This is a genomic window from Microbacterium sp. PAMC21962, assembly GCF_019443465.1.
Taxonomy (GTDB): domain Bacteria; phylum Actinomycetota; class Actinomycetes; order Actinomycetales; family Microbacteriaceae; genus Microbacterium; species Microbacterium hominis.
This window is the reverse complement of record NZ_CP080381.1, coordinates 402,284-415,765: the sequence shown is the minus strand read 5'-3', so window position 1 is coordinate 415,765 and position 13,482 is coordinate 402,284. Positions and strand designations below refer to the sequence as shown.

13 protein-coding genes are annotated in these 13,482 nt (G+C 70.3%); 10 read left to right on the top strand and 3 right to left on the bottom strand.

Annotated features, from left to right (window positions below; translation table 11 throughout):
- Positions 1-17: 17 nt before the first annotated feature.
- From KY498_RS01975 to KY498_RS01935, 9 genes are all read left to right on the top strand, one after another.
- Positions 18-551: a DUF1697 domain-containing protein gene (locus KY498_RS01975; protein WP_191008616.1), complete on the top strand. Its 534-nt coding sequence runs from the start codon at positions 18-20 to the stop codon at positions 549-551.
- 34 nt (positions 552-585) lie between these two features.
- Positions 586-1,344 carry a YebC/PmpR family DNA-binding transcriptional regulator gene (locus KY498_RS01970; RefSeq protein ID WP_060959584.1) on the top strand — a complete coding sequence of 253 codons (759 nt, stop codon included), beginning with the start codon at positions 586-588 and terminating at the stop codon, positions 1,342-1,344.
- A gap of 123 nt (positions 1,345-1,467) precedes the next feature.
- Positions 1,468-2,034: a crossover junction endodeoxyribonuclease RuvC gene (gene ruvC / locus KY498_RS01965; protein WP_060959585.1), complete on the top strand. Its 567-nt coding sequence runs from the start codon at positions 1,468-1,470 to the stop codon at positions 2,032-2,034.
- Positions 2,035-2,092: 58 nt separating this feature from the next.
- Positions 2,093-2,716 carry a Holliday junction branch migration protein RuvA gene (gene ruvA, locus KY498_RS01960; RefSeq protein WP_191008617.1) on the top strand — a complete coding sequence of 208 codons (624 nt, stop codon included), beginning with the start codon at positions 2,093-2,095 and terminating at the stop codon, positions 2,714-2,716.
- Complete coding sequence (ruvB, locus tag KY498_RS01955) at positions 2,709-3,740, top strand: Holliday junction branch migration DNA helicase RuvB (protein WP_191008618.1); 1,032 nt, start codon at positions 2,709-2,711, stop codon at positions 3,738-3,740. The genes ruvA and ruvB overlap by 8 nt, the downstream gene beginning before the upstream one ends.
- Positions 3,741-3,803: 63 nt before the next feature.
- Positions 3,804-4,244, top strand: a complete 441-nt coding sequence (gene yajC / locus KY498_RS01950; protein ID WP_060959587.1) for a preprotein translocase subunit YajC — start codon at positions 3,804-3,806, stop codon at positions 4,242-4,244.
- A gap of 38 nt (positions 4,245-4,282) precedes the next feature.
- Positions 4,283-6,022 (top strand): protein translocase subunit SecD, encoded by a 1,740-nt coding sequence (gene secD / locus KY498_RS01945; RefSeq protein ID WP_101306384.1) that lies wholly within the window; start codon positions 4,283-4,285, stop codon positions 6,020-6,022.
- Entirely contained in the window at positions 6,022-7,011 is a 990-nt protein-coding gene (gene secF / locus KY498_RS01940; protein WP_060959589.1) for a protein translocase subunit SecF, read from the top strand. The genes secD and secF overlap by 1 nt, the downstream gene beginning before the upstream one ends.
- 59 nt (positions 7,012-7,070) lie before the next feature.
- Positions 7,071-9,350, top strand: coding sequence for a bifunctional (p)ppGpp synthetase/guanosine-3',5'-bis(diphosphate) 3'-pyrophosphohydrolase (locus KY498_RS01935; protein ID WP_060959590.1), 2,280 nt, complete (start codon positions 7,071-7,073; stop codon positions 9,348-9,350).
- Here KY498_RS01935 and KY498_RS01930 read toward each other — a convergent pair.
- The 3 genes from KY498_RS01930 to KY498_RS01920 form a co-directional block, all read right to left on the bottom strand.
- Entirely contained in the window at positions 9,329-9,901 is a 573-nt protein-coding gene (locus KY498_RS01930; protein WP_191008619.1) for an SAM-dependent methyltransferase, read from the bottom strand. The two genes, KY498_RS01935 and KY498_RS01930, sit on opposite strands and share 22 nt — an antisense overlap.
- Before the next feature lie 149 nt (positions 9,902-10,050).
- Positions 10,051-11,568 (bottom strand): DUF349 domain-containing protein, encoded by a 1,518-nt coding sequence (locus tag KY498_RS01925; RefSeq protein ID WP_219879432.1) that lies wholly within the window; start codon positions 11,566-11,568, stop codon positions 10,051-10,053.
- Between the two features lie 117 nt (positions 11,569-11,685).
- Entirely contained in the window at positions 11,686-11,979 is a 294-nt protein-coding gene (locus tag KY498_RS01920) for a dioxygenase (protein WP_191008621.1), read from the bottom strand.
- A 192-nt stretch (positions 11,980-12,171) separates the two neighbouring features.
- On the opposite strand from KY498_RS01920, the gene KY498_RS01915 reads away from it, so the two are divergent.
- Positions 12,172-13,464 carry a replication-associated recombination protein A gene (locus KY498_RS01915; RefSeq protein ID WP_191009696.1) on the top strand — a complete coding sequence of 431 codons (1,293 nt, stop codon included), beginning with the start codon at positions 12,172-12,174 and terminating at the stop codon, positions 13,462-13,464.
- Positions 13,465-13,482: the final 18 nt, after the last annotated feature.

The following is a 13,482-nucleotide window of genomic DNA, read 5'->3' as shown; positions in this document are numbered from 1 at the left end:
CGGGCTAACGTGGCGGCATGACGACCTGGGTGGCGCTGCTTCGCGGCGTGAACGTCAACGGCATCACGATCCGCAGCGCGGACCTGGCCGCGCTGCTGCGCCGGCTCGGATTCGACGACGTGAAGACGGTGCTCGCCAGCGGCAACGCCCGCTTCTCGACCGACGTGGACGTCACGGGACGGGCCGACCTCAAGGCGCGGATCGAGGCGGCTCTGCGGGAGCAGTTCGACTACGACGCGTGGATCGTGCTCATCACGCTCGACGAGCTGGAAGCCGCGACGACCACGTACCCGTTCGACGCCGACGACGAGACTCGACAGCCCTACGTCGTCTTCTGCAGCGAACTGGCGGTGCGCGACGCGCTGGTGGATGCCGCGGCATCCCTCGACCCTGCAGAAGACCCCACACAGCCCGGATTCGGCGTCGTCTACTGGAGCCCCGAGAAGGGACGCACGCTGGACACGCCGTTCGGCAGGCTGCTCGGCCGGTCCGAGTACAAGCCCACGACCACGACGCGCAACCTGCGCACACTCGTCAAGATCCTGCGCTGAGAAGCAGCGGTGTCGCCTGAGTAAACTGGAGATCATGTCCGGACACTCCAAATGGGCCACGACCAAGCACAAGAAGGCGGTCATCGACTCCCGCCGCGCCAAGTCGTGGGCGAAGCTCATCAAGAACATCGAAGTCGCCGCCAAGCTCGGCGGCCCGGACCTCCAGGGCAACCCGACCCTCTTCGATGCGGTCCTGAAAGCCAAGAAGACGTCCGTTCCGAAGGACAACATCGACCGCGCGATCAAGCGCGGCGCCGGCATCGGCGGCGAGTCGGTCGAGTACTCCTCGATCATGTACGAGGGCTACGGCCCGAACGGCGTCGCGCTGATGATCGAGTGTCTGACCGACAACAAGAACCGCGCCGCCGCGGAGGTGCGCACCGCGCTCAGCCGCAACGGCGGCACGCTCGCCGACCCCGGCTCGGTCGCCTACAACTTCACCCGCAAGGGCGTCATCGTGGTCTCCGAGGAAGGCACGAGCGAGGACGACGTGATGCTCGCGGCCCTCGAGGCCGGCGCCGAGGAGATCGAGCCGCACGCTCAGGGCTTCGAGGTCATCACCGAGGCCTCCGACCTCGTGGCGGTGCGCTCCGCGCTGACGGATGCCGGCATCGAGTACGAGTCGGCCGACGTGGAGTTCGTGCCGAACCTCAAGGTCGAGATCGACGCGGAGACCGCGCGCAAGATCTTCCGCCTGATCGACGCCCTCGAGGACAGCGACGACGTGCAGAACGTCTTCAGCAACTTCGACCTCAGCGCCGAGGTGCAGGCCGAGCTCGAGAACGACGAGTAGACCGCGTTTCGACTCGCTCCGCTCGCTCAACGACCGGGGGGAGCGGGAGAACCGGTCGTTGAGCGAGCGGCGAAGCCGCGAGTCGAAACGCCGTCCGCAGCCATCGACGCTTAGCGTGGGGGAGTGGCATCCGCTCTCCGCATCCTCGGCATCGACCCCGGCCTGACCCGCTGCGGCGTCGGCGTGGTCGACGTGCGGGCGGACCGCTCCGCGACCCTCGTCCACGTCGGGGTGGTGCGCTCGGGCGCGGACCTGCCGGTGTCGGAGCGGCTCGCGCTCATCGCGGCGGGGCTGCGCGAGGTGCTCGCGGCGCACCGACCCGACGTCGTCGCCGTGGAGCGCGTGTTCGCGCAGCAGAACCGCAGCACGGTGATGGGCACGGCGCAGGCCAGCGGCATCGCGCTGCTGCTCGCGGCCGAGCACGGACTTCCCGCCGCGACGCACACGCCCTCGGAGGTGAAGGCGGCCATCACCGGCTACGGCTCGGCCGACAAGCTCCAGGTGCAGACCATGGTGGCCCGCGTGCTGCGCCTCGACGCACTGCCCCAGCCCGCCGACGCCGCGGATGCGCTCGCGATCGCCCTCTGCCACGGATGGCGGCGGGGGACGCCGGTCGCGGGCGGCACGGGCGAAACCCTCACGCCCGCCCAGCGCGCCTGGGCGGAGGCCGAACGCGCGAGCCGACGCTGAGGCGGCAGGGGCGCGTGTCGATCGAACAAATCTGCGAACCGGTGTCTAGGGTGGTGGCATGATCTCCTCGCTGCGCGGCCGCGTGCTGCACCTCGACTCCGAGTCGGCGATCCTCGAGGTCGGCGGCGTCGGCTTCAGCGTCGCCGTGCCCGCCCAGGTCGCCCGTGCCCTCCACATCGGCGACGACGCGATGCTGCACACCGCGCTCATCGTCCGCGAGGATGCGCTCTCCCTCTTCGGCTTCGCCGAGCGGCAGGAGCTGACGGTGTTCCAGCATCTGCTCAGCGTGTCCGGCGTGGGTCCGAAGTCGGCTCTGGGCGTGCTGTCCTCCCTGAGCGTGGCGCAGATCGCCGACGCCGTGGCCGCCGAGGACGACGCTCCCTTCCGCCGCGTGTCCGGCATCGGTCCCAAGACCGCGAAGCTCATCGTGGTGCAGCTCGCCGGCAAGCTGCCGGCCGGGGTCGGCGCGACGGCGGCGCCCGCGGCATCCACGGGCAACGACATCGCGGGCCAGGTTGTCGCCGCCCTCACCGCTTTGGGCTGGAACGAGCGCACCAGCGTCGAGGCCGTCGCGATCGTGGTGGAAGCCGCAGGCGACGCCGATCGTCGATCCGTGCCCTCGCTGCTCAAGCTCGCGCTGGCGCAGCTGGGGCCGGCCCGTCCGGAGCGTGCCGGTGTCTGACCCGCGCGATCCGAGCCTCGCCGAGGATGAGACCGAGCTCGCGGTGGAGGGGGCGCTGCGACCGGGGTCGCTCGCCGAGTTCGTCGGCCAGCAGAAGGTGCGCGGACAGCTCCAGCTGCTGCTCGATGCCGCGCGCATCCAGCAGCGTCCTCCGGATCACATCCTCCTGTCCGGCCCGCCCGGGCTCGGCAAGACGACCCTCGCGATGATCGTCGCCCACGAGAGCAGCCGACCGCTGCGCCTGTCGAGCGGACCGGCGATCCAGCACGCCGGCGACCTGGCCGCGCTGCTGTCGAGCCTGGTGCCGGGGGAGGTGCTCTTCATCGACGAGATCCACCGGATGGCGCGCTCCGCGGAAGAGATGCTGTACCTGGCGATGGAGGACTTCCGCATCGACATCATGGTCGGCAAGGGCGCCGGCGCCACCAGCATCCCGCTGGACCTCGCGCCGTTCACGCTCGTGGGCGCGACGACGCGATCGGGCCTTCTGCCCAACCCCCTGCGCGACCGGTTCGGGTTCACGGCGCACCTGGAGTACTACGAGCCGAACGAGCTCGAGCAGGTTGTCTCGCGATCGGCCGCCGTCCTCGGCGTCGATCTGCCGCGGTCGGCACGTGCGGAGATCGCCCGCCGCTCCCGCGGCACACCCCGCATCGCGAACCGACTGCTGCGCCGCGTGCGCGACTACGTGATCGTGCACGGCACGCCGGACCGGACCGCATCCGACGCGCACGTGGCCGCGGCGCTGAAGCTGTACGACGTCGACGCGATCGGCCTCGACCGGCTCGATCGCGCGGTGCTGGATGCCGTGGTCCGCCGTTTCCGCGGGGGTCCGGTCGGCCTGAGCACCCTCGCGGTCACGGTGGGAGAGGAGGCGGAGACGATCGAGTCGGTCGTCGAGCCCTACCTCGTGCGCATCGGCTTCCTGGGGCGCACACCGCGTGGGCGCGTCGCGACGCCCGAGGCCTACGCGCATCTACGCGTCGCACAGCCCGGCGAGGCGCTGAGATTCGATGACCTATAATCACTGAAGGCTTTCTGCCGCCTTCTTCGCGTCGATCGGCGCGCTCCCGAAAGGTGTGTCCGCATGGATTGGATTCTGCTCGTCGCGATGGCGGCGCTGCTCGGCTTCATGTTCTGGAGCTCGCGGCGTCGTGCCACCCGCATGAAGGCGGAGCAGGAGGCCAAGGCCCGCGCGATGGTCCCCGGCGTCAAGGTGCTCCTCCAGGGCGGCCTCTACGGCACGCTCGTGGCGTACGACGGGGAAGACCTGTCCAAGCCCGCGTTCGTCGAGCTCGCCCCCGGCATGGAGGTCGAGGTCCACAGCCAGGCCATCCTGCGCGTCGTGGACGAAGAGGAGGGGACCGTCACCGAGGACGAGTTCATCGAGGCGGAGTCCGACCAGGCCGAGTACGCCGCGGATGTCGCCGACGGCGAGATCACCTCGGTGAGCGACGACCGCGCCGCGAGCAAGGTCGAGACCTCGACCGAGGCCTCCGACGCGGGCGACGCGAAGCCCCAGGCCTGATCCAGACGCGCATCGCTCCCGAAGAAAGCTGACCCTCCGTGGCCACACCCACCCCGGTGCGCCGTGCCTGGCGCGCACTGACCGGTCTCCTCGTCATCACAGCCCTGCTGTTCGGCGTGAACGCGCTCGGCGTCTACGTCTTCGGTAAGAGCTCCTGGACCCCCGAGCTCGCGCTCGACCTGCAGGGCGGCACGCAGATCATCCTCGAGGCGAAGACGCCCGACGGTGCGACGCCGTCGACCGACCAGATGAACCAGGCCGCCGCGATCATCCGTCAGCGCGTCGACGCGTCCGGCGTGGGCGAGGCCGACATCACGACCCAGGCCGGCAACCAGATCGTCGTGCAGATCCCCGGCCAGGCCGATGAGGAGACGCGCAAGCGCATCGAGTCCTCGGCGCAGATGCAGCTGCGCGCGGTGCTGGCCACGACCGCCGCGAGCACGTCCTACGTCGGAGAGGACGGCAACTCCACGCCGTATCCCACGCCCGACCCGGGCCTGGCCTCGACGCCGACGGCGTCGCCCACCGACGGGAGCGATCTGAACTGGATCACCCCCGCGCTGCAGGCGAAGTTCCTGGCGTACGACTGCGCCGCCGCCGACAACGACCCCGCCAACAGCCCCGCCGGCGAGCCGCTGATCGCCTGTGACCCCACCGGCACCGCGAAGTACCTCCTCGGTCCCGTCGAGCTCGACGGATCGGCGATCACCGACGCGACCAGCGGCATGAACACGCAGAACGGCCAGTGGGTCGTCAACATCGTGTTCGACGAGCAGGGCACCAAGACCTTCGGCGAGGTGAGCCAGCGCCTCTACGCGTTCACGCAGGCCGGCAAGAGCCCGCAGAACCAGTTCGCCTTCGTGCTCGACGGCGCGGTCATCTCCGCTCCGTCGATGAACGGCGTCATCCTCGACGGCAAGCCGCAGATCAGCGGCTCGTTCAACCAGGAGAGCGCCAAGACGCTCGCGGATCAGCTCAAGTACGGCGCCCTGCCGCTCAGCTTCGGCATCGTCAGCGACAACGCGATCTCCGCGACGCTCGGCTCGCAGCAGCTGCAGATCGGCCTCATCGCGGGTCTGATCGGACTCGCTCTCGTCGCCCTGTACTCGCTGATTGTCTACCGCGCCCTCGGCTTCGTGATCATCGCGTCGCTCGGCGTGATGGGCGTGCTGACCTACATCACCCTGTGCATCCTCGCGTGGCGGATGGGCTTCCGCCTGTCGCTCGCCGGTGTCGCGGGCCTGATCGTCACGATCGGGTTCACGGCGGACTCCTTCATCGTGTACTTCGAGCGCATCCGCGACGAGCTGCGCGACGGCAAGTCGATCACGGGCGCCGTCGAGGACGGGTGGGGTCGCGCCAAGCGCACGATCTACATCTCGAAGTCGATCAACATCCTCGCCGCCGTCGTGCTCTACATCCTCGCCGATGCGACGGTGAAGGGCTTCGCCTTCACCCTCGGCCTCACGACGCTGATCGACATCCTGATCTTCATCCTCTTCACCCATCCCGTGCTCCAGCTGCTGGCGCGCACGCGCTTCTTCGGCGGGGGTCACCCCCTGTCGGGCCTGGACCCCGAAGCACTCGGCGCCGTCTACCGGGGCCGCGCGCAGTTCCGTGCGCCGGTGTCGGAGGGCGCGAAGGGTGCCGCAGCCCGGCGCGCCGCACGCTCGCGCGGAGAGGCGGAGCGCCGGCAGACGATCGCCGAACGCAAGCAGGCGGAACTGGCGGGCAAGAACGGAACCAGACCGAGCTCGACGACGGAGGGAGACGACTGATGCGCTCCATGAACGAGTTCGGAAACGACCTCTACACCGGAAAGACCTCCTTCCCCTTCGTGGGACGCCGTCGCCTGTGGTTCATCATCGCCGCGGTGCTGGTCATCGGCGCGGCCCTCGTCCCGCTGTTCCGCCCCATCCAGTTCTCGATCGAGTTCACCGGCGGATCGCAGTTCACCGTCAACCAGGTCGCGAGCCCCGACCAGACCGCCGCGACCGCCGCCGTGCAGTCCGTCGTCCCCGGGGCGACCACCAAGGTCACGACGATCGGCTCGGACGCCCTCCGCATCCAGACCGACCAGATGACCAACACCCAGACGCAGGCCGTCACGACCGCGCTCGCGCAGGAGTTCGGCGTGCAGGAGTCGGACGTCAGCTCGTCGTTCATCGGACCCAGCTGGGGTCAGGACGTCACGCGCCAGTCGCTGTGGGGTCTCGCGATCTTCCTCGCGCTGACCTTCGTCATCCTCGCGATCTACTTCCGGACGTGGAAGATGTCCGTCGCGGCAATCATCGGCCTCGTCGACGTCCTCGTGATCACGGTCGGCGTCTACGCGCTGTTCGGGTTCGAGATCTCGCCGGCCGCCGTCATCGGCTTCCTGACGATCCTGTCCTACTCGCTGTACGACACCACCGTCGTCTTCGACAAGGTGCGGGAGAACACGCGCGAGGACGGCGAGAAGTCGGGGCGGACGTTCGGCGAATCGGTCAACCTGGCCGTCAACCAGACGCTGATCCGCTCGATCAACACGACCGTCGTCGCGGCCCTGCCCACCGGCGCGATCCTGTTCATCGGTGCGCTCTGGCTGGGTGCGCAGACGCTGACCGACATCTCGCTGTCGATCTTCGTCGGAACGATCGTCGCGGCCTACTCGACGCTCTTCGTCGCCGCCCCCCTGTACTCGCTGCTGCGCGAGAACGAGACGGAGCTGAAGGCGCGCGACACCCGGGTGCTCGCGGCACGCGAACGCGCACGCGTCGAGGCGTGAACGCGGCGCCGTGGGCCCGGGCGTAGGATTGACGGATCATTCAAGGCGGAGGTGAGCGGATGGCCGAGACGGTTCCCACGTCCAACAGTGCCGGAAACGTCGCGCCACCGCCAAGCTCCTCCCTGCGCCGCCTCGTGCCGCGCATCTTCTCCCGCGCGCCGTCGCGCAACGGCCTCGAGCAGCTGATCCGCACGGTGCGCACGCACCACCCCAAGGGCGATGTCGCCATCATCGAGCGCGCCTACGAGGTGGCCGCCCGGGCGCACGCGGCGCAGAAGCGTCAGAGCGGCGAGCCCTACATCACGCATCCGCTCGCGGTCGCGCAGATCCTCGCCGACCTGGGCCTCGGTCCCCGCGCGATCGCCGCGGCCCTCCTGCACGACACCGTCGAAGACACCGACTACCGCCTCGACGAGCTGGCCGCGGAGTTCGGCGACGAGGTCGCGATGCTCGTCGACGGCGTCACCAAGCTCGACAAGGTCAAGTACGGGGATGCCGCGCAGGCCGAGACCGTCCGCAAGATGATCGTCGCGATGTCCAAGGACATCCGGGTGCTGATCATCAAGCTCGCCGACCGCCTGCACAACGCACGGACCTGGGGCTTCGTCCCGCCCGAGAAGGCGGCGAAGAAGGCGACCGAGACGCTCGAGATCTACGCGCCGCTGGCGCATCGCCTCGGCATCCAGGCCGTCAAGAGCGAGCTCGAAGACCTCTCCTTCGCCGTCCTGCATCCGAAGCTCTACGCCGAGATCGACAGCCTCGTGAAGCAGCGCACGCCGCAGCGCGAGGAGTACATGCACAAGGTGATCGAGGCGGTCGAGGCGGACCTCCGCGATCTGCGCATCCGCGGTCGCGTGATGGGGCGGCCCAAGCAGCTGTACTCCGTCTACCAGAAGATGGTGGTGCGCGGCCGCGAGTTCGACGACATCTACGACCTCATCGGCATCCGCGTGCTCGTGAACACCGTGCGCGACTGCTACGCGGTGCTGGGCTCGATCCACGCGCGGTGGACACCGATCCCCGGCCGGTTCAAGGACTACATCGCGACCCCGAAGTTCAACCTCTACCAGTCGCTGCACACGACGGTGATCGGTCCCGGCGGACGCACCGTCGAGATCCAGATCCGCACCAACGAGATGCACCAGCAGGCCGAGTACGGCGTGGCGGCGCATTGGAAGTACAAGGAGCGGATGGCCGGCGGCAAGTCCGAGGCCAAGTCGGTCGACACCGACATGGCGTGGATCGCCCATATCTCCGACTGGCAGGCCGAGACGGCCGATCCGGGCGAGTTCCTCGACTCGCTGCGCTTCGAGATCGGGGCGAAAGAGGTCTACGTCTTCACGCCCAAGGGACGCGTGATCGGTCTTCCCGCCGGCGGCACGCCGGTGGACTTCGCGTATGCCGTGCACACCGAGGTCGGCCATCGGACGATGGGCGCCAAGGTCAACGGGCGCCTCGTTCCCCTCGAGTCCGAACTGCACTCGGGTGACGTCGTCGAGGTGTTCACCTCGAAGAACCCGGATGCCGGCCCGAGCCAGGACTGGCTGGGGTTCGTCAAGAGCACCCGTGCCCGCAACAAGATCCGCGGGTGGTTCACGAAGGAACGCCGAGAGGAAGCCGTCGAGCAGGGCAAGGACGCCATCGCCCGCGCGATGCGACGGCAGAACCTGCCGCTGCAGCGGCTGATGAACCAGGACTCGTTCACCGAGGTCGCCCATCAGCTCCGCTACGAGGACGTCACCGCGCTCTACGCCGCCGTCGGCGAAGGACACGTGTCCACCCAGTCGGTGCTCGAGAAGGTCACGGCGCTCGTCAGCTCGCAGGAGGACACCTCCACCGGGCCGATCGAGATCCCGCACATCGGGCGCTCGAAGGCTCCGCGCGGGGGAGACTCCGGCGTGCTGGTACGCGGGGCGCCCGACATCCTCGTCAAGCTCGCGAAATGCTGCACGCCCGTCCCCGGAGACCAGATCGTCGGGTTCGTCACGCGCGGCAGCGGCGTGTCGGTGCATCGCGCGGACTGCACGAACGTGCGCTCGCTCAAGGACGACCCCGACCGGATGATCGACGTCTCGTGGGCCCCGACGACCAAGAGCGTCTTCCTCGTGCACATCCAGGTCGAGGCCCTCGACCGTTCCGGGCTGCTGAGCGACATCACGCGCGTTCTCAGCGAGCACCACGTGAACATCCTGTCCGCCTCCGTGCAGACCACGAACGATCGCCTGGCGCTGAGCCGGTACGTCTTCGAGATGGGCGACATCGTGCACCTGGATCGCGTGCTGAACGCGGTGCGCCGCATCGACGCCGTCTACGACGTCTACCGCGTCACCTCCTCCTGAGCCCGGACCTCCTGCGCCCGCGCGCGGAGGTAGACGATCGCCGCGCGCTTGTGATGCAGCGGCGGCCCCTCTGCCACCGCATCCGCCGTCGACCGGGCGAGGCCGGGGCGCCACGCCACGAGGGCGTCGACGGCTCCCTGCGTGTCGATGCCGCCGCAGAGATCGCGGACCAGGTCGCCGAGGGTCTTCTCCGGTGTGGTCACCGCGGCGCCCGAGATGACCTCGACGTCCTCCGGCCGGAGCGCGACATCGCGGTACACGAGCCGCACGTCGAGCACCGACGGGATGCGGCGCGCCGTCACGCGCTGCACCCGCTGGCGCACCGGGGGCTCGGCGAGGGCGCCGTGCACCCAGGCCGCCGACTCGTGCGTCAACGCCAGCGCGGCCGACAGCCACGGCCGCGCCGATCCGGCGCGAAGTTCCCGGGTCTCGACGGCGTCGGCGGGCATGTACGCCTCGCCGACCTCGACGACATGACCGTCGAGACGCGCGGCCGACAGCTCCGTTCGTGACAGACGGTCGCCGGGGAAGTAGAGGAACGGCCAAGGCATGACAGCAGTCTCACGCCCCCGGCGTGCGCGCACGCACGACAGGCACCGAACTGTGGACAATCGCGAGCGACGCCCCCGCCGGGGAGGAAGCCGCAGAGGCAGGGAGCAGGGGGCAGAGGAGCCGGCGGAGAGACCGCCGGCTCCGGATGTCAGCCGCCGAGCGCCTTGAGCCAGCCCTTGCGCGCCTCGAGCGCTTCGGTGGCCTTGGCGATGGCCCCGGCGTTCTTGGACGCCTTCGCCTTCTCGAGATCGGCCTCGAGACCCGCGATCGCGTCGCGCAGCTGCTGCGTCATGTCGTTCTGACGCGCCTTCGTCTCGGGGTTGTTCGACTTCCAGTCGGCGTCCTCGCGCGCCTTGAGGCTCTGCTCGATCTTGCGGAGGTCGTCGTCGAGGCTCCGCTCGGCCTCGCGGGGGAACACGCGTCCGATCTCGTCCCAGCGGCGCTGGATGCCCGTCAGGAGCGTGCGGGCCTTCACCAGGTGCTTCTCCTGCGGCACCGCGGCCGCCTCGGCGAGCAGCTCGCGCTTGGCGTCGATCTTCTCGCGCGAGGCTTCGGCGTCGGCCTGCTCGCGGTCGCTGCGCGCGGCGTAGAGGGCGTCGCCGGCCGCCTTGAAGCGGGCCCACAGGGCGTCGTCCGCCTTCTTGCCCGCGCGGCCCGCGCTCTTCCACTCGTCCAGCAGCGTGCGGTACGCGCCGATGCCGTCCTCGCCCTTGCTGGCGAGGGCCTCGGCCCGCTCGACGAGCCGCGCCTTGGCGTCGCGCGCGGAGCGGTGCTGCTCGTCCATGCCGGCGTAGAACTCACGACGGTGCTTGTCGAGAACCGCACGCGCGTCGCGGAATCGCTTCCACAGCTGCTGGCCCGTGCTCTTGGGAAGGCGCGGCCCGGTGGCCTGGTGCGCCTGCCACTGCGCGAAGAGCTCGCCCACCTCGGCGGTCGTCTGCTTCCACTGGATCGACTTCGGATCGCGGGCGGCGATGGCCTCGATGCGCTCGACGAGAGCGGTCCGCTCGGCGATCGCGGCATCCACCGCTTCGCGCTGGGCCTGGGCCTCCTCCGCGGACGCCTCGCTGAGCGCGGCATCCAGGGCGGAGAGGCGCTCTTCCAGCGCCGCGAGGTCGCCCACCGCGGCCGCGCCGGTCACACGCTCGCGAACGGTCGCGAGGGTGGCCCGCAGATCGGATGCCGAGGCGCCGCCGTTGCGGTGGCGCACCTCGAGGAGGGTGACCTCGCCGGCGAGGTCGACGTACTTGCGCTCGAAGTAGGCGAGCGCCTCCGCGGGCGTACCGTCCGGGTACTGGCCCACGACGCGCCACTCATCGCCCTCACGCACCGAGACGGTGCCGTCGTCGTCCACGCGGCCGAACGTGTCGGGCACCGCCGACGGCAGGGGAGCGACGGCCGCCCGACGCGCCGGCGGGCGCGGCACGGGAACGGCTCGCGGCGTCGGCACGGGAGCCGCACCGGCGTCCGCGGCGGGCGCAGGGTCGGCGGCGGGTTCTTCGACGAGAGCCGACTCCACCGGCGCCTCGTCGGAGGGCGCCTCGTCGACGGGCGCGGTCGCGGTCGGAGCGTCGGCGTCCGCGCCGTCGTCGGCGAGCACGGGTTCCTCGACGGCGGCCTGCTCTGCGGGCTCGTGGTCGGGCTGGGAAAGGGAGACGTCAGTCACGGATAGCACCTCGTCGCGGCGCACGCCGCATGGGGGTTCGGTCGGCTTACAGCCTATATGCGCGACCCCGTCGTCCGTGGTGGGCGCACGCACCCGCCGGACCCGGGGCCGGACGCGTCAGGGAGTGGGGGTCGGCGTCGCGATCTGCGACGACCCGGGCAGCTCGATCGGGGTCGGCGCGGGGGTGCCGGTGTCGGTGGGAACCGGCGTCGGGGCGCCCGGTCCCGTCGTGTAGTAGGCGACCTGGCCGCCGACGACGGCGAGGATCAGCAGACCGCCGGCGACTCCGGCGATGAGGTTGTCGCGGCGGCGACGCGCGATCAGGCCCTCATGGAACTCCTGGCGCGCACGGTAGGCCCGCGCCCGCTCCTTCTCGACGCGCGATTGCTTCTTCCCTGTCGCCGCAGCCACCCGGACCTCCCTCGTTCCCCGCGATCCGGGGGCGCACAAACACTACGCGAAGACTACGTGTCGGCCGTTCCCGCCCACAAACGGCGCCGTCGGGTCCCCGTCGGCGACCCCGGCGTCGGGGGGCGCGGATAGCCTGGGTGCGTGGCATCGGCATCCGCTCTCTTCCAGGGTCAGACCCCGTTGGCCGTTCGGATGCGCCCCACGTCGCTCGACGAGGTCGCCGGGCAGGCGCACCTGCTGCGCCCGGGGTCGCCCCTGGTCGCGCTCGCGGATCCGTCCGGCGCGGCCAAGACCGCCGTCTCGGTGATCCTCTGGGGACCGCCGGGCACGGGCAAGACCACGCTCGCGCAGGCCATCGCGCGCACCTCGGGGCGCCGCTTCGTCGAGCTGTCGGCGGTGACGGCGGGCGTGAAGGACGTGCGCGAGGTCATGCAGGAGGCCATGACCCAGCGCGACCTCTACGGGATCTCGACGATCCTGTTCCTCGACGAGATCCACCGGTTCACCAAGGCGCAGCAGGACGCGCTGCTTCCCGGCGTCGAGAACGGCTGGGTCATCCTCATCGCGGCCACGACCGAGAACCCGTCGTTCTCGGTCATCTCGCCGCTGCTGTCGCGCTCGCTGCTGCTGACGCTGCAGCCGCTGACCGACGACGATCTGGGCCTGCTCCTGGACCGCGCCGTCGACGACGCGCGCGGGCTCGCCGGCCGCGTCCGGCTCGACGCGGAGGCGCGGACGGCCCTCATCCAGCTCGCGTCGGGCGACGCCCGCCGGGCGCTGACGTCGCTGGAGGCGGCGGCCGCGATGGTCGCCGACGGCGACGAGACGGCAGACGAGTCCGAGGTCGAGGCGCCGACCGTCACCGCCGCTCAGGTCGCCCAGGCCGTCGATCGCGCCCTGCTGCGCTACGACCGGCAGGGCGACGAGCACTACGACGTCATCAGCGCGTTCATCAAGTCCATCCGCGGATCCGACGTGGATGCCGCGATGCACTACCTCGCGCGCATGATCGAGGCCGGTGAGGACCCGCGCTTCATCGCGCGGCGCCTGGTGATCTCGGCATCCGAGGACATCGGGCTCGCCGACCCTCAGGCGCTCGTCATCGCCGTCGCGGCCGCCGACGCCGTGGCGTTCATCGGCATGCCCGAGGGCAGGATCCCGCTCGCGGAGGCGACCTCCTACCTCGCGACGACGGCGAAGTCGAATGCCGCGTACACGGCGATCGACAAGGCGATCGCCGACGTCCGCGCGGGAGGTTTCGGCCGCGTCCCCACCCACCTTCGCGATGCCCACTACCCGGGCGCCAAGCGCCTCGGCCACGGCAAGGGGTACGTCTATCCGCACGACCTCGAGGTCGGTGTCGCGACGCAGCAGTACCTGCCCGACGAGCTCCGCGGCCGTCGCTACTACGAGCCGACGGGACGCGGGCTCGAGCGCGACATCGCGGCCCGCGTCGAGAAGATCCGGAAGATCCTCGGCGACTGACGCGGCCGCCCCGGTGCG